The sequence below is a fragment of the Nocardia sp. NPDC056952 genome (assembly GCF_042674185.1).
In the GTDB taxonomy this organism is placed as follows: domain Bacteria; phylum Actinomycetota; class Actinomycetes; order Mycobacteriales; family Mycobacteriaceae; genus Nocardia.
The window spans coordinates 56,959-75,431 of the sequence record NZ_JBHURA010000016.1; the positions used below are offsets into that span (position 1 = coordinate 56,959).

Below are 18,473 nucleotides of genomic sequence, written 5' to 3' on the forward strand. Positions count from 1 at the left end.
GACTTGGCGTGCTCTCGATCTTCCGGCGAATCATCCTGCTCACCTTCATGATCACCGTCGTCGCCGGATTCCCGGCGGCGCACGCGCAGAACACCACCACCGTCGACATCACCGTCACCCGCTCGGACGGCACGACCACCGCTGGCACCGTGCATGCCCCGACGGGGGCGTCCGGCAGGCCGGGCGTTGTGCTCGTCCACGGATCGGGCGACGGCAGCGGCGAGCACTACGACCATGTCGCCGAGGCGTTCGCCCGCGCGGGCATCGTCGCATTGCGCTACGACAAGCGCACCGAGGATTACACGCCGTCGCACCGTGACTACTCCCTCCTGGCCGACGACGCGCTGGCAGGCGTTGCCGCACTGCGGAATCGGCCCGAGGTCGACCCGGCGCGAGTAGGACTGTGGGGTCTGTCGGAAGGCGGATGGGTCGCGCCCCTCGCCGCGTCGCGATCCGCCGACGCGGCGTTCTTGATCACGATCGGCGCGAATTCGGCCGCACCCGCCGCGCAGCAGAACTGGGCGAACGAGACTCGGTTCGGCGCGGCGGGCGTGCGCGGTTCGATGGTCGATGTGCTGGCCCGCAACGGTATTCGTCAGCTGGTCGCCGCCGGTCAGGTCGCGCAAGCCGATTACGACCCGATCCCGGTGCTGGAGCGGATCACCCAGCCGGTCCTCGCGATCTGGGGTGATCTGGACCGTCTGACCCCACCCGGTGACAGTCTGCGCGGATTCCAGACCGCCTTCGAGCATGCCGGAAAGACGAACTACACGCTGCGCACACTCGCGAACGCTCAGCACGCCGGACAACCGACTACCGATGGCTTCGACAAACTTCCCGGCTTGGCGCCGGGATACGGCGAGCTCCTGGGTGATTGGGTCAACGGGCTTCCTGGATCCGCGACCCCACCGACGGCGGATCAGCCTGCGGCACAGGGGCATCCGGTGTGGGCGCTGGCTCCCGCATCCTGGTGGGAATCGACCACGGTGCAACTGACCTTGCTGTTCGGCATGATCCTGGCACTGGGCGGCTACGCGTTCACCGGAATGGTCAGGTCCTGGCGACTGCCCGATCGGCTGCCTGCGCGAGTGCTGTTGTGCACGACGGTGATCGGCATGCTCGGCACGATCGTCCAGCTCGGCTACATCCTCACCACCCGCGCAACCTCGTTCGGCCCCTTGCTGTTCGGCCGGACCCTGCCCTGGCTGGCATTGCAGGTGATCGCCTTCGTGGCGGTGGTCGCGCTCGGTTTCGTGCTCGCCCGCGCCCGTCACACCCTCGCCGGTGCGAGCGCCGGAGCGCGGACCCGATGGGTCCTGTTGGTCTGCGGTGGAACAGGTTTCGTGCTCTGGGCACTGTACTGGGGTCTGCTGCTCCCTTGACCTACGAGAAAGGCCCCCGACGAGGTCGGGGGCCTTCTTCGCGGTTACTCCTGAGCCGATCGCCGTTGATCGGTCTCAGGAGAACTGGCTCGGGTCAGCGGGCAGCGACATTGCGGCGGGTGGCCCGAGAGTTCATGGAGCTGCGCAGGATCTGGTGCAGAACGGCATCGAAGGCGTCGGTGTCTTCGACATTGCTGAGGTGGCCGTGCGGCAGCACGTGGAAATCGGCCAGGTTGCCGGTGCGGCGCAGGATGTCGACGATCGGGCGCGACAGGCGCTGCGGCAGCAGCCGGTCCCTGGCGCTGGCGATCACCGTGGTCGGGACGGTCAGGTTGGCGGTGCCTGCCGACAGATCCATGTCGGCCATCGCGGCAGCGTGGCGCCCGCGCGCGATCGGGCGGCAGGAGCGGATGATGCCCATCGCGAAGTCGACCTCGTCGGCGGTGGCCTCGGGGGTGAGAATGCGCGTGCGCAGAATCTGCTGGGTGAGCCAGCCGCCGGGGATCGGCAGCGGCGCGAACAGCAGCGACTCGCTGACCGGCTGCGGCATCCGCACCGGTGCGCCCAGCAGGGTGACCGGGTACTGCGCGACGGTGAGCTGCTTGTTCAGCAGCGGCAGCATGTCGGTTTCCCAGCGGATCGCGGCGTTGGCGGTGTTGGCGAGCAGCACGGCGGACGCGCGTCGGGAGACCTGTTCGGGGTGATGCTTGGCCCAGGCCTGAATGGTGAGCCCGCCCATGCTGTGCCCGGCCAGGACCGCTTTCTCGTCTTCACGCAGCGTCGCGTCGAGGACGGCGGACAGGTCGTCGGCCAGGGTGTGTTCGCTGGGGGCGGCGGTGCCGAGGGTGGAGGCGCCGTGGCCGCGCTGGTCGTAGCTGACCACGCGGTACTCGCCGGCGAAGGCGGTGATCTGCGGGTTCCAGTATTCGATACTGCAGGCCCAGCCATGGATGAGGACCAGGGTGGGGGCGGTATCGGGACCGTAGACGTGGACCCGGAGCTGCGCGCCGTCCGTGGTGGTCACCGGGACGACCCGGTGCTCGACGGTGGGGGCGTTGAATTTCGCGGTGGCGAAACTGCGGGTACGCAGCCCGGCACGGAACTGTGCGGTCAGTGCGCCGGTCTCGAGGTGAGAGACCATGGATCGCGCTGCCGCGAGCGTCATCATCGACTTCGCAAGCATTGTCGGCACTCCTTTGTGTCGTAGGCCACCGTACAGTGCAAGCCAGGGTGCTAGCTAGTGTTAGCGGGTCACAGTGTCCCACTTGTTGTGAACTGGGTCACCGGGCGTGCTGACATTGTGAAATCGCCTGAAATCAGCGAAAAATTACACCGGAAGGGCACGATCGGGCATCGGTCGCGCTGGCGGCGGCGTACGGCCGCCGCTACCGTATTGGAGTGGACAAAACGCACGTCACGGCCGAGTTTTCCGGCGCGGACCCGAACCGGGGTACCGCGCGCTCGACCTGGCAGCGGATGACGCCACCGCTGATCGCCGCCGGTCTCGGCGTCGGCACGCTGGCCCTGCTGCATTTCCGTGACCCGCACGTCGAGGGTTCCTACGGCCTGTGCCCGGTGTACGCGCTGTTCGGGGTGTACTGCCCCGGGTGCGGCGGCATGCGCGCGATGCACAACCTCACCGACGGCAACATCGTCGACTCGCTGCACAGCAATCTGCTGGCCCTGCCGCTGACCGTAGCCTTCGCGGTCTTCGTCATCGACTGGATCCTGCGCGCTCGTCGCGGACAACGGTGGCGCGTGCCCGGGCTCAGCGCGGTGACCGTGTGGTCCTTCTTCGGCCTGCTCGCCCTCTATTCCGTGCTCCGCAACACGCCATGGGGAACATGGCTCACGCCCGTCTGACGCTGGTTCGCGGGCTGATTACCGGGCACCCTGGAGGTATGGGCGATTCACTGAAAGACAGAGTCCGGCAGAAGTTGCAGCGTCAGCTCGCCCAGGACGGACCCGACCCCGAGCAGGACGACGCCAGGGCCATCTCGGTGGCCGACGATCTCGAGGCGCTCGAGATGGTGCAGGCCGACGATCCGCTCATCGAGGAATTGGCCCAGCGTTATCTGGTGTTCTGATGCGCCTGCCCGCCCAGCGGCGGTAATTGCGGCAGCGGCTTGGTCCCGAGCCAGATCGCGAACAGGCCGCGCAACGGCGCCACACTGTAGTGACCGGCCAGGTCGACGAATTCCTCCGTAGTGACAGAGGAGTGCCGGTACCGCGCGGTCCACTCTCTGATCAGTTCGAAGAACAGGTGATCGCGCAGTTCCAGCCGCAGCGCGTGCAGGGTGAGCGCCCCGCGCTTGTAAACCCGGTCGTCGAACATGTCCTTGGGTCCGGGATCGCCGACGATGATGTCCTGCGGCTGACGCGCCAGGTTCGCGCGCGCCGCCCGCGCCAGCTGATCGGCGGTCGGCCCACCGGACGCTTCGGACCAGATCCATTCCGCGTAACAGGCGAAACCTTCGTGCAGCCAGATGTCCTGCCACCGCTTCAGTGTGAGGCTGTTGCCGAACCATTGATGCGCGAGTTCGTGTGCGACAAGACGTTCCGCGCCGCGCTTGCCATCGCAATGGTTGGCGCCGAAGATCGAGATGCCCTGCGCCTCGATCGGGATGTCGAGCTCGTCGTCGGTGACGACCACGGAGTAGTCGTCGAACGGGTACGGCCCGAACCGCTCGGTGAACAAGGCCATCATCTCGGGCTGACGCGCGAAGTCGTGTTCGAAGCTCGCCCGCAACCGCGGCGGGATGACCGCGTGCATCGGTACCGGTTCACCGACGGCGCCGACCCGGTACTTGCGGTAGGTGCCGATCTGGATCGTCGCCAGATAGCTCGCCATCGGCTCGGCCATCTCGTATACCCAGGTGGTCTGGCTGGCCTTGGCCTGCTTGCCGACCAGGGTGCCGTTGGCCAGCGCGTAGAACGGGCTGTCGGTGGTGATCGAAATCCGGTAGGAAGCTTTGGAACTCGGGTGGTCGTCGCACGGGAACCAGGACGCGGCGCCGTTGGGCTGGCTCGCGACCAGCGCGCCCTCGGTGAGTTCTTCCCAGCCGACCTCGCCCCACGGGCCGCGCACCGGCTTGGGGGTGCCCGAGTAGTGGACGGTGATCTCGAGAACGCCACCGGCGGGGATCTTCTGCTGCGGCGTGAGCGCGAGCTTGCCCTGCTGATGGACGAATTTCACCGCCTTCGATCCGTTGACGAGAACCTTCGACACCATCAATGCCTGCGACAGGTCGAGGGTGAACCACGGCCGCACCGTGGTGGTGACCGCGATGATCACCGCACGCCCGGCGAGCCGGTTGCTGGCGGGTCGGTAGCTCAGTTCCAGCTCGTAGCGCGACACACGGTAGCCGCGATTGCCGTTCTGCGGCAGGTACGCGTCGATGGGGTCCTCGTAGAACTTGCTCCGCATCAGGCGGCTCCGCGCTGCCTCGACTCCCGCGTCGAGGCGGGATCGGTCCAGTGCGTGATGGGATTGCCCCACCAGCGAGTCGACGGCGGAACCACGTCGCCGCGCATGACGAGCGACGCCGGGCCGATGGTGGCGCCCGCCCCGATGTGGGCGGCGGGCAGGGCGACGCAGTGCGGGCCGAGGGTGGCGCCCGCGTCGAGTGTCACCGTGTCCATGGACATGATGCGGTCGTGGAACAGGTGTGTTTGCACCACGCAGCCGCGCTCCACGGTCGCGCCGTCACCGAGTGTCACCAGGTCCGCCTCCGGTAGCCAGTAGGACTCGCACCATACCCCGCGGCCGATCTTGGCACCGAGTCCGCGAAGCCACAGATTCATGACGGGAGTACCCGTGGCGGCCCGCGCGAACCACGGCGCCGCGACGGTCTCGACGAAGGCGTCGGAGACCTCGTTGCGCCACACGAACGAGCTCCACAGCGGGTACTCCACCGCGCGAATCCGCCCGACGATCAACCACTTGGCGGCCACCGCGATGGCACCGGCGACCGCGCCCGCGGCCATCAGTACCAGACCTGAGACAAGCGCTGCGACAAGGTAATCGGTGTGCTGAGCGATCAGCGCGAGCACGAGCAGCACGCTGAGGCCGATGGCGAAGGTCACCATCACCGGGATCAACCGGCAGGTCTCCACGAAGGCACGGGCCAGCTTGAGCCGCAGTGGCGGATCGAACGTGCGCGAGGTGTCGCTGGATTCGGTCGCGCGACGAAGCCGCACCGGCGGGCTGCCCAGCCAGGACGAGCCTGCCTTGGCCTTGTTCGGCGCGGCCGAGAGCACCGCGACCAGACCGTTCTTCGGCACGCGCCGACCGGGCGCGGTCATCCCCGAATTGCCGAGAAAGGCGCGCTTGCCGACCTTGGATTCGCCGATGCGCAACCAGCCGCCGCCGAGTTCGTAGCTACCGATCATGGTGTCGTCGGCCAGGAAAGCGCCGTCGGAGATCACGGTGAACTTGGGCAGCATCAGCACGGTCGACGCCTCGACGTTCTTGCCGATCTTCGCGCCGAGCAGGCGCAGCCAGATCGGGGTGAGCAGGCTGGCGTAGAGCGGGAACAGGAACGTGCGGGCGGAATCGAGCAGGCGTTCGGTGGCCCACACCTGCCAGCCGGTCCGGCTGCGCACGGGGTGGTAGCCCTCGCGCAGACCGATGCTGAGCAGACGCACCGCGAGCACGGTCGCCACGGCGTACACGCCGAGGCTGAGCAGGGTGGCCAGCGGCAGGACGGCGAAGCCGCGCAGGGCGGCGGCGCCGATGGTGGTCTCCTCGCGGACCCACCAGGCGATGAAGGTGCCGCCCACCGCGAGGCCGAACACGGGCATCGCGGCCAGCACCATCGACGACAGGCCGAACACGATCAGCCAGTGCCTGGCACGTTCCGGGGAGTGGTCGGGCCAGCGGCGTGGTGCCTTCCCGGTCTTGGTGGCGGGCGAACCCGCCCATTCCTGTTCGCCCTTGACCTTGCCCGAGACGGCGGAGCCGGGCGCGATCTCGGCTTTCTTGCCGATCTTGGTGCCGGGCAGCAGGATCGAGCGGGCGCCGATCACCGCGCCGTCACCGATGGTGATACCGCCGATGTGCACGATGTCGCCGTCGACCCAGTAGCCGGACAGGTCGACCTCGGGTTCCACGCTGGCGCCGTCGCCGAGTTCGAGCATGCCGGTGACCGGCGGCAGGCTGTGCAGGTCGACGCCCTTGCCGATCTTGGCGCCGAGCGCGCGAGCGAACGGAACCATCAGCGGTGCGCCGGACAGGCTTTCGGCGCCGCTGGCCTCGGACAGGCGTACGGCGGCCCACAAACGTAAGTGCACGGCCGAGCCGCGGGGGTAGGACCCGGGCCGAAGTCCGGCGAGCAGAATTCGGGCGCCCGCCACGCAGATCGTCATCCGGCCGATCGGCGAAATGAACAGCACGAACGCCAGCAGAATCCACCACCAGGACAGCCGTGGCAGCCACGGCAGCGAACCCGACCAGCCCGCGATGCCCGAGACCACGGTCAGCCACGTGACCCACTGCAACCCGGTGAGGGTGGTCAGCGGAATCGTGGCCAGCACCTGGGTGATCTGGGCGCGCACCGGCGTCGGCCTCACGACGCGCACGTCGACGGCCGCGACCGGCGCGCTGCCGTCGAGCAGTTCGACCAGCGAACCGAGCCGCGGGTGGTCGTAGAGATCGGCGACGGTGACATGCGGGTACCGCTCACGCAACGCGCCGACGAGCTGCGCCGCCGACAGTGAGCCGCCGCCGAGATCGAAGAATTCCGCGTCGAGATCGGTGGGCTGGGCGCCGAGGATCGCGTCCCACAGGTTCGCCACCCACGCCGCGGTGCCGGACAGTCCCGTCTCGGGTTCGTCGGCCGAAGGCAGCGGCCATGGCAGTGCGTCGCGGTCGACCTTGCCGGAGGTGCGGGTCGGCAGGTCGGCGACGACCGCCAGTCGCGGCACCAGCGGAGCCGGAAGTTGTTCGGCCAGAATCTCCCTGGCCTTCTTCACATCGAAATCAGGACCGGCGCCGGTGAGATAGCCGACGAGAATCTTGTTGCCGGCCTTGGTAGTTCGGATCGCGGCAGCCGCGCCGCTGACACCCGGCAGATGCTGGAGCGCGTTGTCGAGCTCGCCGAGTTCGATGCGGCGGCCACCGATCTTGATCTGGTCGTCGGCGCGGCCGAGGAAGATCAGGCCCTCGCGGTCGTTGCGTACCAAATCCCCACTGCGGTAGGCGCGTTCCCAGCCGAGGGAGGGCAGCGGCGCGTACTTCTCGGCGTCCTTGGCCGGATCGAGGTAGCGGGCCAGTCCGACGCCACCGATCACGAGCTCACCGGTTTCGCCGTCGCCCACCGGGTTGCCCTGCAGGTCGACGACGGTGAGGTCCCAGCCGTCGAGCGGCAGGCCGATCCGGACGGGCATCTCGCCGGTGAGCAGCGCGGCACAGGCGACCACGGTCGCCTCGGTGGGCCCGTAGGTGTTCCACACTTCGCGGTCGGCGCCCGTCAGCCGTTCGGCCAGCTCCGGAGGTACCGCTTCGCCGCCGAAGATCAGCAGTCGCACCGATTCCAGCGCTTGGGCAGGCCAGGTCGCGGCCAGCGTCGGCACCGTGGAGACGATGCTGATCTCGCGGCGCATCAGCCACGGGCCGAGGTCGGCGCCGGTGCGCACCAGATCGCGCGGCGCGGGGACCAGGCAGGCGCCGTTGCGCCAGGCCAGCCACATTTCCTCGCAGGAGGCGTCGAAGGCCACCGACAGGCCGGCCAGGACCCGGTCGCCGGGGCCGATCGGGGCCTTGCGCAGGAAGAGCCGGGCCTCGGCGTCGACGAAGGCGGCGGCGTTGCGATGGGTTACCGCAACACCTTTCGGGGTCCCGGTGGAGCCGGAGGTGAAGATGATCCACGCGTCGTCGGCGGGGGTGGGCAGGGTGTTCCAGTCGTGGTCGCCGGTGGCCGTGGTGGCCGACTCGATGCCGTCGCCGGTGGCGATCGCGCTCACCCTCGCCTCGCCGAAGACGAGCTTGGCTCGCTCCTCCGGGTCGTCGGCGTCGACGGGTACATAGGCGGCGCCGCAGTAGAGCACGGCCAGAATCGTCACGTACAGCGCGGCGGAGCCCGAGGGCATCCGCACGCCGACGCGGTCGCCCGGTCGCACGCCCGCCTCGGTGAGCTCGGCCATCCTGGCCTCGATCGTGGCGATCAGTTCCATGTAGCTGAGCACAACGGTGCCGTCGTCGATGGCCGGTGCGTCCGGGTGTGCCACGGCGGTGCTGGTCAGGATGTCGACCAGGGTGCGCGGCGGCGCGGCGAGATCCGCGCGCAACAGCGGGTCGCGCAGGACCGCCGGTACCTCAGTGTGTGGCTCGAGCATCGTGCTCAGTCCACCTCTCATCGGTTGACCCCCATCGGTGGTGTCTGTTGTTTCATGAGCGGGTTACCGGAGGGCAAACAGGATGGTCACCAGATGCCAACGGTACTCGGTGCGGGTGTTGCCGGACGGCAGCGAAAGGCGTGCCGTCGGCGCTGTTCACGAAGGTGATTCCGGCAGTTCGCCGAGGGCGGTGACCGTCAGCCGGTGCAGCGTCCGCTGTTCGTCTTCGTCCAGGCTGCTCAGCACGCGGGCGGTGGCCTCGGCGATCAGCTTGTCGGTGCGTTTGCACTGTTTGCGCCCGGCCTCGGTGATCCGCAGCCGGTATTTGCGGCGATCCTTGCCGTCGCGGGTGCGTTCTACCAGGCCGGCGCGTTCCAGCGCGTCGATGAGGCGGACGACTTCACTGCGGTCGATACCGAGCGCATCGCCCACCTTCTTCTGCGTCAGGTCGGCGTTTTCCTCGATGAAGGTGAGCACCCAGTGATCGCGCAACGGGAAGCCGATCTCGGCGTGCAGCGCCTTGGTGAGCCGTCCGAGCGCGTACACCGGGTAGCGCGGCAGGCCGCGGACGGAGTTCGTGTTCGTGGACATGAGAGCGAACTCTAGCAAATAGTGGAGTTGCCCAATCATCTCGGGTATCTATCATGGGGTGCATAGATGGTTGGAAACTGGGTGTGATCAGGCAACTCGGGGCAATCGGTCAGGGGTAGCCGACCACGTTGCGTGCGCGTGGCGAGCGCGCGGACTGATAGGTCTCGGCGCGGCGCCGGACCTGAGCGTGGATGCTCGAGGTGGGATCGAGATGGGCGAGCTCGAACGAGATCTTGCCGCCGTGGTCGTGGTGGATGACCAGGGAATCGTCGAGGACGCGGTAGACCGCGCGAACTTCACCTTCGGCCCAGGCCGCGACGTACCGCACCGCGACAGCCCGGTGCAGCGCGAGTCGCCAGTACTTGCTGGTTCGCTCGCGCAATCGATCGGCATCGACGCCGTCGTACCAGCTGCGCTCCGTCATGGGCGAGGAGCTGCCCGCCTGTGCCCAACGGTCGGCGGCGCTCAGGTCGACCCACAGGATCTCGCCGTCGCCGACCTGGTGGCCCGCGCGGGTCACGCGGCGTGACGGCGGCCGCCGGGGCGGTTTGGCGCGTGTGCCGATGACGGTGACGGCCGGCGTGCCGGGCAGTCGCGTAGCCGGGTCCACGGGCTGGTAGCCGGGATTGTCCTCGCGGACGAAGCCGAGAACGCGATCGAAGGCCGACAGGCCCGGTGCGGGGGCGCAACCGTCCAGGCACAGCAGGGTGCGGCCGAGTGCGAAGACGAGATCCGCCGCGATCGAACCCCGCTTCTCCTCGTCGAACGCGCGGGTGAGGACTTGTGCGGGGACGATCACGATCGAGGTATCCGACGGGCTGGTGTGCTCGGCGCAGCGGGTGAGGTGACCGACGTGCGCCGACTCGGACTCGGCGTAGAACAGGTAGTACGCGGTGGCGCCGAAATGCTCTGCGGCGTCCTGTAGATCGGCTCGCTGCGCGGAGGGCAGGGCAGCCGATTTGATCGGTTCACCCTGTCTGGCCCGCTTGGCCTGGATGAGTAACCGCACTTCGCCTGCACCCGAAGGGTCCTGCACGCTGTAGATGAAATCCGCACCGACTCCGCGCCTGCCACGGGCCCGGTTACCGCCCTCCTCCGGTCGCGTCAGCAGCCGGAGCCCGCCCGATCCTGCCGCCTGCGTCGCCGACCCCCACGACGTGCACCCCCGCGGCGGCACGCAATCGGGGCACGGCGCGTCGATGCGGTAGTCCACCCCGGTGAGATGGCCGAGCAGGATCTCGGTGAACGTCTCCTCCTGCCACGGAAACAGCCGCGCGCCCAGGTGCTGCAGCCGGTAAACGCTCTGACAACTCAGCCGCCGCGCCGCGATCGGGTCGACGAAGATCTCCGCTGGGAACTCAGACATCGAGTGGGATCTCGATCGTCGGGCGAAGCGCTTCGAGCTGGGTGACATAGGCGCTGAGCACCCGCTCGTACAGGTCGTCGACCTTGGCGTGGCGCACTGTGATCACCATCGAGTAGCGGATCGGCTGTGCGTTGACGGTGGGATGGCCGGATTCCCTGGCGGTGTGGTGGATGTCGAAGACCGGGTTGCGCAGGCTGTTGACGCGCTTGCTCCGCTCGGCGTGCAGGACGGTGTCCCACTTGTGCGAGTCACGGCGCAGCACGGCCTCGGGGTCGAGTTCGGTCGCGCGGAAGAACGGGGCCGAATCCGGGTGGATTCTGGTCGGTTCGGCGAACCGCTCGTCATGCGGACGGAACGTGACGTCGAGGCCGCTGCGGGTGTAGCTGCCTGGGTCGGCGGGGTCGACCGGGGTAGCGAAGACCAGAGTCGCTCGAATGCGGACCATGCCGGCGGGAAGCGCCGCGGGCAGCGGAATCCGGGCGCGCAGGTATTTCGCGGGGGTGAGTTCACCCTGGTAGAGCACTCTGGCTTCGCCGTCGCCGCACAGAACCATGTCGGCCAGGGTGGCGGCGATACGGCCGTGTCCTGAGTCGGAATCCGGTGAACTGGTGCGTCTTTCGGCAGTGTGCACGAGCAGGGCCTTCAGGTCGAGCGCACCGAGTTTCGGGCCGAACAGGGTGCGGGCGCCCAGCGCGGCGCGCAGGGCCATCGGGGCGGCGAAGCTGGTGCCGGAGTCGGGAACTGCGGTGCCGTCCGGTCCGACGACGTGGAACGGTTCGTGATCGCTGCCGCCGAAGGCGAGCAGGTCGGGCTTCACGGTGCCGGGGGAGCGGCCCGGCCCGATCGCGGAGTACGGCGCACGGTTCCATTGCGCTCCCACCCGATCCGATGAACCGACCGCGAGCGCGTTGACGCTGTCGGCCGGAACCTGGACGCGCGCGTTGCCACTCGGTCTGTCGGCCTCGCCGTTGTTGCCGACCGCGATGGTGGCCAGCGTGGTGCCGTCGCTGAGGTAGTCGTCCCAGAACGCGGTCCAGGCGTGCACTTCGTCGTCCTCGATGGGGAGTTCGGGGCCGATGCTGACATTGACGAACTCGTATTTGCGTTGGCGCAGCACGGTATCGATGCGCTCGATGGCCGAGTACAGCTCGCACTGGTCGTCGTCGGTGTCCTCGTCGAGCACCTGGTAGTGGTCGATGTAGCCGTAGGGGACCGGGACCGGCTGGACGGGGTCGACGCTGCCGAACAGCAGCGCCGAGGTGACGCGGTGGCCGTGGTCGAGATAGGTGCGCTGCGGCGCGGCGCTGTCGGCGAAGGTGTGGGCGTCGACCCAGCGGGTCAGTGGGGTGCGTGCGGGGATGCCACCGTCGAAGACCGCGATGGTGAGTTCCCGGTCGGTCGGCTCGGTCGTCGGCAAGGCCGGGCGGAACGTCGAAAGCGCTGTCCTGGTGGTGGTGTCGCGCCCGAGCTGGGTGCGCATGCGCGGCATGCGGCGGATCACCCTGGTGAACGAGTAGCCGGCGAGTGCGGCGATGGCGGCGTGGGTTCCGGTGACGGGGACGAAGGCCAGACCACCGTTGTCGAGTCGGCGGTCGATGGCCACGTCGAGATCGAGATCGCGGGAGAAGTCGAGCAGACCCTGCAGGGCGATGTCGCGACCGGAGTGCAGCACCAATTCGGCGACGGTCTCCGAATTACGCGGTTCCGCTGCGAGTCTGAGCCTGTCGGCGGCGTTGTTGAGCCGGAATTCCGCCAGGCTGACGATACCGATCTCGGCGCCGCCCAGCGGTGCGTCGGCAGTGATCCGCTCGGTGAGCAACTGCAGATTGACGCGGGTCGTTGCCAGGAACAGCAGGGTGCTCGCCCGCGGTTTGCCGTGCTCCGGCGCGATCGCCACCGGCCTGCTGCCCAGCGGATCCAACTGCATCGATGTGAGAAGTCTTGTGGGATAACCACTTATGGACAGGTACTGCGGATGCAGGGTGACAGCCGTGACCGTCTCGTCCTCCGGGCAGGCCGTTTTCGGCAACGCGTCCGCACTCGAGGTGGCCGCGCTCAGCATCGGCGCGAGTCGGGCTCGCGCCTGCGCCACCGTGTACGGGGGCGGCGGCGAGCCGCCCGATCTGCTGGGGGAGATGGGCGCGGTGAGTCGTTCACCGAAGCCGATCAGAAATCGCGGTCCCGCCACCGGTGAATCCCCCCAGCTGCCACGTTATTCCCGTCGATGCGTGAAACCACGAATGGTGTCGCGCGACACCCCCGTCAGCGCGCTGATCTGGCGCTGAGACAAGCCTGACACGCCCGTCAGCGTCTGTGCCAGCCGTAACCGATCCGTTTTGGGAAGTTCAGCTGCCAGTCGCGCGGAATGCTCGGCCATCAGCCCGGGCAGAAGCTGGTCCTCGAGCACGCAACGCCTGCGCAATCGCAGCATCGCGCGCTCGATATCGTTGAACGACAAGCCCTTCGACGCCAGCGCCACCGCGTCCACGGCGCCGTCGGGCAGTGGCTGCCCGGCGAACCGGCGAATCGCCTCGCAGCGTTGCTCGGCCTCGGGCAGCGCGAACTCCACGCTCACATCGAAGCGCCGCCACGCGGCCGGATCCAGCAGATCGGCGTGGTTGGTCGCGCCGATGACCAGGCCCCCGCCGGTCGGCCAGTCGTCGATCTGCTGGAGCAGTACCGTCACCAGCCGCTTCAACTCGCCCACGTCGCGATCGTCGTCGCGACGCTTGGCGATGGCGTCGAGCTCGTCGAGCAGCAGAACGCACGGCCGCTGCTTGGCGTAGTCGATGGCATGGCGCAGGTTGGTGCCGGTCTTGCCGAGCAGGCTGCTCATGATGGTCGCCAAGTCCAGGACCACCAGCGGCAGCGACAGTTGGTGGGCCAGCCAGGCCGCGGCCATCGTCTTGCCGACGCCGGGCGGACCGACGAACAGCAAGCTGCGGGCCGGGGTCAGATCGGCGGCGGCCAGCCGGTCGGCCTGCTTGCGTTCGTCGACGATCTGGGTGAGCACGTCATAGGTTTCGGCGGCCAGGATCGGCACTTCGGCGGTGGAGCCGGGCGGGATCACCCGCAGCAGCGGCAGCCGGCTGTCGCCGTCGACCGGAATCGGCGTATCCACCTCCGCGCGTAGGGGATTGGCGCGCGTGGGGTTCTGGCGCAGCAGCGCGATCAGCGCATCGGCCAGTTCGGGACTGGCGTGCCGGTGGCGGCGCGCGGCCCGGCGCACGAACATTGCGACATCCTGCTCGCGCCCGGCGAGCGCCAACCTGGCCAGGTGGACGAATTCGTCGGGTAGATCGGCGCTCACGTCCGCCGAAGTGGAGCTCAAGGCGTGTGACATGGTCTTCTTCCGATCAACTACGTGGACTATTTTCGCTTCACTCGATCGTACGGCGTCCATCACGGGCAAAGTTCACCCCTTGTGTACCGGTTTGACATCGGACCCCACCCGCAGCGCCACATTGATCTGCCGAGCCCTCAGCGCAGCGATTCCCTTCGTCGGATGCTAGTTCCGCCACGTCCCCTCATGGGCGATTCCCTTCGTTTCGGGCGTGCCTCGAAGCGTGCGGCGCGGCGCCTATGCCGCCGAGCGTCCAGACCAGTGCCATGGTGAACGGGTGGCCGCGCAGGTGGGCCCACTTGGGTTTCGCCGCGAGCCAGGCGTCGTCGACCAGGGCCTCGGCCGCTTCGGTGAGGACCCAGCCCGCGTCGGTGCCCGCGGTGATGTGCTCGCTCAGCAGGTGCAGGTGGGTGCTGATCGCGATCGGATCGCCCCCAGCGGGGGTGTAGTGCGTCGGCATTCCGGTGACCATCATGAACTGTGGGTGGTAGCTGATCTGGGCGAACGTGGCTCCTGGGACAGCCAGCCGCGCGGCCTCGGTGTAGAACGGGAGCAGGTCCGGCAGGTGTTCGTCGATCAGTGAGGAGATCACGAGATCGTAAGTGCTGCTTGGTAATTCGGTGGCACACACGTCGGCCTTGGTGAGTGTGCGGTGTACACCGCGGGCGCGGGCACGGGCCAGCATGCCCGCGCTCAGATCGACGCCGTCGATCTCGGCGCTACTGCGGCTGCGCAACCACGCGCCGGTTCGCCCCGTTCCGCAACCCAGGTCGACCGCCTGTCGCACTCCCGCCCAATCCGGGCGGCGAAGCCGATCCAGCAGCGCCGCGTCCATCTCGTCCATCACGGTGCGCTCGTAGGTATCGGCCCAGCCGTCGTAACCGGTGGCGACATCGACGGTGGGGTAGTTGCGCCGGTCGAAATCGGCGAAGGCAGGCATCCCCGGAGTATCACAAGGGAAAGCGCACGTGGACAACCGATTTCCCGCTGCGGCCGCGACGGCCCGGCCGCCGCGCCGAACCGGGAGATCTCGGGGGTGGTCCGGGTCGACTCGGAGCGCACCGACGATCGGTGGTTGACAGGTCCGGTGGTCGTCTGTCACTCTCGTTGCAGGTCACGAGTACCAGCGTTCAGCCCCGGCTTGCTGGTCGGCAACCCTCCTCCGCGGTGGGGTGCTCCGGGTGACGACCAGGCTGACGTCCGAATTGGGCGCGGCAAGCGCGGGCCACCTCTTCAGGAGCGGGTCCCTGAGCCGACGGGATTTCGTCATGACTGCTGTAATCGACCCCACCTGTGCCATCGCCGCCGTTTCCGGTGCCGACCTGCAGGTTCCGCTCGTTCAGGGCGGCACCAGCTCCTACGCCAACTTCGACTACGCGGCGAGTGCGCCGGCGTTGAAGCAGGTCACCGACCGGATTTCGCAGTTGCTGCCGTTCTACGCCAGCGTGCACCGGGGCGCGGGATACGCCTCGCGGATCTCCACCGAGTGCTACGAGGCTTCGCGTGGGTCCGTTGCCCGGTTCCTCGACGCCGACGACGACCAGGTCGTGGTGTTCACGCGTAACACCACCGATTCGCTGAACCTGCTGGCCGGGTGCGTGCCGGGGGAGACCGTGGTACTCGATATCGAGCACCACGCCAACTTCCTGCCGTGGGCGAAGCACGGTCGTCGCGTCGTGCGGGCCGCCGCCACGGTCGAGGAGACGATTCAGCGTGTCGTCGCCGAGCTGTGCAGCAAGCCTGCCGCGCTGCTGGCGGTGACCGGTGCGTCCAACGTCACCGGTGAGGTGCTGCCGCTGGAACGGCTCGCGACCATCGCCCATCTGTGTGGTGCGCGCATCCTCGTCGACGCCGCTCAGCTGGCTCCGCATCGCCGGATCTCCCTGCGCGAGACCGGGATCGACTACCTCGCCTTCTCCGGGCACAAGCTGTACGCGCCGTTCGGTTCGGGTGTGCTCGTCGGCCGGCGGGACTGGCTGGACGAGGGTGAGCCCTACCTGGCCGGTGGTGGTGCGGTGCGCAATGTCGGTGTGACAGAGGTCGAATGGGCGTGCGCGCCGCAGCGGCACGAAGCCGGCTCGCCGAACGTCCTGGGCGCGGCCGCTATTGCCGCCGCCTGCGATGCGCTCGCCGCCATCGACCCCACCGAACTCGTCGCGCACGAGCGCTTTCTGGCCGACCGGCTGCGTGACGGCCTGTCCGCGATCCCCGGCGTCGACCTGGTCGGTATCTGGTCCGACAGCCCCGACTGTGTGGGCATCGTCGCCTTCACGATCGCCGATGTCGCCCCTGGCAAAGTCGCCGCGTACCTCTCCGCCGAGCACGCCATCGGCGTCCGCGACGGCCGCTTCTGCGCGCACCCCCTCCTCGCGAGCCTCGGCCTCGACGCCGCCCTCCGCGCCAGCATCGGCCTCGGCACCACCGCCGCCGACGTAGACCGCTTGATCAGCGCGGTAGCCACCCTGGTCAGCCACGGGCCCACCTGGAACTACGCCGCCACCGACGGCCACTGGAACCCGACCCCCGAAACCCGTCCCCTCAGCGCCTCTTCCCCCGAAGGCGCCGCTCCCTGCCTGATCGGCTGAACTCGTCACAGGCGAGATTCACCGGACGTCGGCCGTCGAGACCTGCTCTCGGCGGCCGATATTCGTTCCCCGTCGAGGGCGTCCCAGGTGATGGTGACGCCGAGCGGATCAGTGATGGCGATCGCGCGCGCGTATTCCGCTCGCTTGTCCACACAATCGGCGGTAACCGTCGCTGGTGAAACCACTTCGACCACCAACAGGGTGTCCCCTGCTGTGGGCTTGGTCTTCCACTTGTCGCGGGGGTCTTCGATACAGCGATACACGATGGCGTCGGGGCGGCGGAAATTGAACGGAACCTCCGAGACCAGCATGTCCAGTTCGCCGCTGGCCTTCAGGCAGGGCTGCCCGGTGGCGCGTTTCCGGATCGCTTCCCGCAGGCACTGTTTGATCACGTCGGCGATGGCGAGGTGATTCGGCGAAGGTGAGTCGCGATGCACCAGCAGGCCGTCTTTGACCTCGATCACCCGAGCGAGGTCTTCCGGCATCGCCAAATACATGTCCAGGTCGATACCCGGAACACCGGCGCGCAACCACGACCAGTCGTATGCCTCGCTCACCGGACCAAACACTAGCTGTAGCTGGTGGGCAATCGGCTGACATAGACGCTCTGATCAGGTGTCGAGGGCGGTGGGGCGGTGGTATTTGCCGTTGTAGTAGAGCAACGGGGCCGCGGAGGGGGACTCTTCGGTTTGGTCGTGGACTCGGGTGACCAGGCCTACGGCGAGGGTGTGGTCGCCGAGGTCGATGAGTTTGTGGAGGGTGGTGCGCAGCCAGATGGGGGTGCCGTGCAGGACCGGTTCACCGGTGTCGAGCGTGGTCCAGAGGGCGCGGTCGGTGAAGCGGTCGGCGGCGGTGCGCGAGAAGCGGTGGGCCAGGTGTTGTTGGTGTTCGCCCAGGAAATGGATCACCACCGAGTCCGCGGCTCGCAACGCGTCGATGCTCGATGAGGTGTGCGCGATATTGAACGACACCAGGGGCGGTTCCAGCGACAGGGAGGCGAACGAGGTGGCCGTGAACCCCACCGGTCCACTCTCGGCTCCGAGCGTCACCACCGTGACGCCGGCCGGATAGTGCCGCATAGAGGCCCGATACTGCTCAGCCGTTATCCCGCTCAGATCATCGGGAACGACCAGTCCGGTCTCAGAAGGTTGCACATCGCCCACCGCCCCCAACTTACGCCCGTCCGGCGTGCGTCCTCATGTTCGCTGTGTCCGTTTGATCCAACTCACACGGTCGGGAACGGCACCCGAATTCAGTCGATATCAATCGGCAGACCCGCGGTGATGCGGACGATTTCGCGGAAGTTGGTGCGGAACACGGTGTTCGGGTGGCCGCCCGCTGCCCAGACTTCGGGGTGGGCGGCGAGGGCGGTGTCCACCCAGGTGGGGAGGTTGGTGGGGTGACCGAGGGGAGCCGTGCCGTCGATGGGCTGGCCGGTGATGCGTTCGGCCAGGGCGGTGGGGGCCGGAGTGAGGGTGCCCTCGAGGCGTTTGCCGGTGCGGACGAGGTCCACGCGGTGATGGCCGGCGACCAGGAGCAGGACGGGGTCATCGTCGAGGAGGAAGACCTGGGCGGTGAGGATCGCGGTGGGCTGGGCGCCCATGGTGCGGGCGGCGTCGGCCGCGGTGGAAGCCGGCGTCTCGGGGCAGACGATGACGCCGTGGTGCCCGCGGGCGATGAGAGTTTCCGCGACCCGGCATGCGACCGGCGGCAATGACGACCTGCGCATGTCATCCAGAGTAGGGCGATTGCGGGAAATGTGCTGTGTAACTGGAGCACTGGCGTGCTCGAGTTCGCGGCCCCGCCGGTCCCGGGGGGGGGGGTGGGCGGGGGGGGGGGGACGCGGCGGCGCCGAAACACCACCACAACCC

The 18,473-nt window shown here is 68.2% G+C and carries 15 protein-coding genes and 1 riboswitch; of the genes, 4 read left to right on the top strand and 11 right to left on the bottom strand.

Translation table 11 applies throughout. The features are described from left to right. The first annotated feature begins 8 nt into the window (after positions 1–8). The gene (locus tag ACFTS5_RS32715) at positions 9–1,382 is read left to right on the top strand and encodes an alpha/beta hydrolase family protein (protein ID WP_378638807.1); all 1,374 of its coding nucleotides are present in this window, start codon (positions 9–11) and stop codon (positions 1,380–1,382) included. 94 nt (positions 1,383–1,476) lie between these two features. On the opposite strand, the gene ACFTS5_RS32720 is transcribed toward ACFTS5_RS32715, so the two are convergent. Next, a complete protein-coding gene (locus ACFTS5_RS32720; protein ID WP_378638810.1) occupies positions 1,477–2,565 on the bottom strand; it encodes an alpha/beta fold hydrolase in 1,089 nt (362 codons plus the stop codon). 215 nt (positions 2,566–2,780) lie between these two features. Between ACFTS5_RS32720 and ACFTS5_RS32725 the strand changes: the two genes are divergently transcribed. Together ACFTS5_RS32725 and ACFTS5_RS32730 are read left to right on the top strand one after the other, a co-directional pair. Then, a complete protein-coding gene (locus tag ACFTS5_RS32725) occupies positions 2,781–3,245 on the top strand; it encodes a DUF2752 domain-containing protein (protein ID WP_378638813.1) in 465 nt (154 codons plus the stop codon). A 38-nt stretch (positions 3,246–3,283) separates the two neighbouring features. Then, positions 3,284–3,469 carry a hypothetical protein gene (locus ACFTS5_RS32730; RefSeq protein WP_378638815.1) on the top strand — a complete coding sequence of 62 codons (186 nt, stop codon included), beginning with the start codon at positions 3,284–3,286 and terminating at the stop codon, positions 3,467–3,469. Here ACFTS5_RS32730 and ACFTS5_RS32735 read toward each other — a convergent pair. The 7 genes from ACFTS5_RS32735 to ACFTS5_RS32765 all read right to left on the bottom strand — a co-directional run bounded on the left by ACFTS5_RS32735 (position 3,454) and on the right by ACFTS5_RS32765 (position 14,957). Beyond that, positions 3,454–4,809 (bottom strand): M1 family metallopeptidase, encoded by a 1,356-nt coding sequence (locus ACFTS5_RS32735; RefSeq protein ID WP_378638818.1) that lies wholly within the window; start codon positions 4,807–4,809, stop codon positions 3,454–3,456. The genes ACFTS5_RS32730 and ACFTS5_RS32735 overlap by 16 nt on opposite strands. After that, entirely contained in the window at positions 4,809–8,717 is a 3,909-nt protein-coding gene (locus tag ACFTS5_RS32740; protein ID WP_378638821.1) for a Pls/PosA family non-ribosomal peptide synthetase, read from the bottom strand. The genes ACFTS5_RS32735 and ACFTS5_RS32740 overlap by 1 nt, the downstream gene beginning before the upstream one ends. A 156-nt stretch (positions 8,718–8,873) precedes the next feature. After that, complete coding sequence (locus ACFTS5_RS32745; protein WP_378638824.1) at positions 8,874–9,308, bottom strand: MarR family winged helix-turn-helix transcriptional regulator; 435 nt, start codon at positions 9,306–9,308, stop codon at positions 8,874–8,876. Between the two features lie 109 nt (positions 9,309–9,417). Continuing rightward, complete coding sequence (locus ACFTS5_RS32750) at positions 9,418–10,674, bottom strand: hypothetical protein (protein WP_378638827.1); 1,257 nt, start codon at positions 10,672–10,674, stop codon at positions 9,418–9,420. Beyond that, positions 10,667–12,862: a S8 family peptidase gene (locus tag ACFTS5_RS32755; protein WP_378638830.1), complete on the bottom strand. Its 2,196-nt coding sequence runs from the start codon at positions 12,860–12,862 to the stop codon at positions 10,667–10,669. Before ACFTS5_RS32755 ends, ACFTS5_RS32750 begins: the two co-directional genes overlap by 8 nt. A 24-nt stretch (positions 12,863–12,886) precedes the next feature. Continuing rightward, the gene (locus tag ACFTS5_RS32760; RefSeq protein ID WP_378638833.1) at positions 12,887–14,017 is read right to left on the bottom strand and encodes an AAA family ATPase; all 1,131 of its coding nucleotides are present in this window, start codon (positions 14,015–14,017) and stop codon (positions 12,887–12,889) included. A 184-nt stretch (positions 14,018–14,201) separates the two neighbouring features. After that, a complete protein-coding gene (locus ACFTS5_RS32765; RefSeq protein ID WP_378638836.1) occupies positions 14,202–14,957 on the bottom strand; it encodes a class I SAM-dependent DNA methyltransferase in 756 nt (251 codons plus the stop codon). Positions 14,958–15,129: 172 nt separating this feature from the next. Beyond that, positions 15,130–15,244, top strand: a riboswitch (SAM riboswitch). 41 nt (positions 15,245–15,285) lie between these two features. Here ACFTS5_RS32765 and ACFTS5_RS32770 point away from each other — a divergent pair. Continuing rightward, the gene (locus ACFTS5_RS32770; RefSeq protein ID WP_378638838.1) at positions 15,286–16,602 is read left to right on the top strand and encodes an aminotransferase class V-fold PLP-dependent enzyme; all 1,317 of its coding nucleotides are present in this window, start codon (positions 15,286–15,288) and stop codon (positions 16,600–16,602) included. Positions 16,603–16,607: 5 nt separating this feature from the next. On the opposite strand, the gene ACFTS5_RS32775 is transcribed toward ACFTS5_RS32770, so the two are convergent. The 3 genes from ACFTS5_RS32775 to ACFTS5_RS32785 form a co-directional block, all read right to left on the bottom strand. Next, on the bottom strand, positions 16,608–17,159 hold the full coding sequence (locus ACFTS5_RS32775; RefSeq protein WP_378638840.1) for a Uma2 family endonuclease: 552 nt from the start codon (positions 17,157–17,159) through the stop codon (positions 16,608–16,610). Positions 17,160–17,213: 54 nt separating this feature from the next. Beyond that, entirely contained in the window at positions 17,214–17,681 is a 468-nt protein-coding gene (locus ACFTS5_RS32780) for a flavin reductase family protein (protein ID WP_378638843.1), read from the bottom strand. Between the two features lie 173 nt (positions 17,682–17,854). Then, complete coding sequence (locus ACFTS5_RS32785) at positions 17,855–18,331, bottom strand: YbaK/EbsC family protein (RefSeq protein WP_378638846.1); 477 nt, start codon at positions 18,329–18,331, stop codon at positions 17,855–17,857. Positions 18,332–18,473 lie beyond the last annotated feature (142 nt).

Bases quoted from the DNA above. Each gene is read 5' to 3' on its own strand.
- ACFTS5_RS32735 (WP_378638818.1), bottom strand. From the start codon at position 4,809: ATGCGGAGCAAGTTCTACGAGGACCCCATCGACGCGTACCTGCCGCAG.
- ACFTS5_RS32745 (WP_378638824.1), bottom strand. From the start codon at position 9,308: ATGTCCACGAACACGAACTCCGTCCGCGGCCTGCCGCGCTACCCGGTG.
- ACFTS5_RS32765 (WP_378638836.1), bottom strand. From the start codon at position 14,957: ATGCCTGCCTTCGCCGATTTCGACCGGCGCAACTACCCCACCGTCGAT.
- ACFTS5_RS32760 (WP_378638833.1), bottom strand. From the start codon at position 14,017: ATGTCACACGCCTTGAGCTCCACTTCGGCGGACGTGAGCGCCGATCTA.
- ACFTS5_RS32785 (WP_378638846.1), bottom strand. From the start codon at position 18,331: ATGCGCAGGTCGTCATTGCCGCCGGTCGCATGCCGGGTCGCGGAAACT.
- ACFTS5_RS32780 (WP_378638843.1), bottom strand. From the start codon at position 17,681: ATGCGGCACTATCCGGCCGGCGTCACGGTGGTGACGCTCGGAGCCGAG.
- ACFTS5_RS32740 (WP_378638821.1), bottom strand. From the start codon at position 8,717: ATGCTCGAGCCACACACTGAGGTACCGGCGGTCCTGCGCGACCCGCTG.
- ACFTS5_RS32730 (WP_378638815.1), top strand. From the start codon at position 3,284: ATGGGCGATTCACTGAAAGACAGAGTCCGGCAGAAGTTGCAGCGTCAG.
- ACFTS5_RS32770 (WP_378638838.1), top strand. From the start codon at position 15,286: ATGACTGCTGTAATCGACCCCACCTGTGCCATCGCCGCCGTTTCCGGT.
- ACFTS5_RS32720 (WP_378638810.1), bottom strand. From the start codon at position 2,565: ATGCTTGCGAAGTCGATGATGACGCTCGCGGCAGCGCGATCCATGGTC.
- ACFTS5_RS32750 (WP_378638827.1), bottom strand. From the start codon at position 10,674: ATGTCTGAGTTCCCAGCGGAGATCTTCGTCGACCCGATCGCGGCGCGG.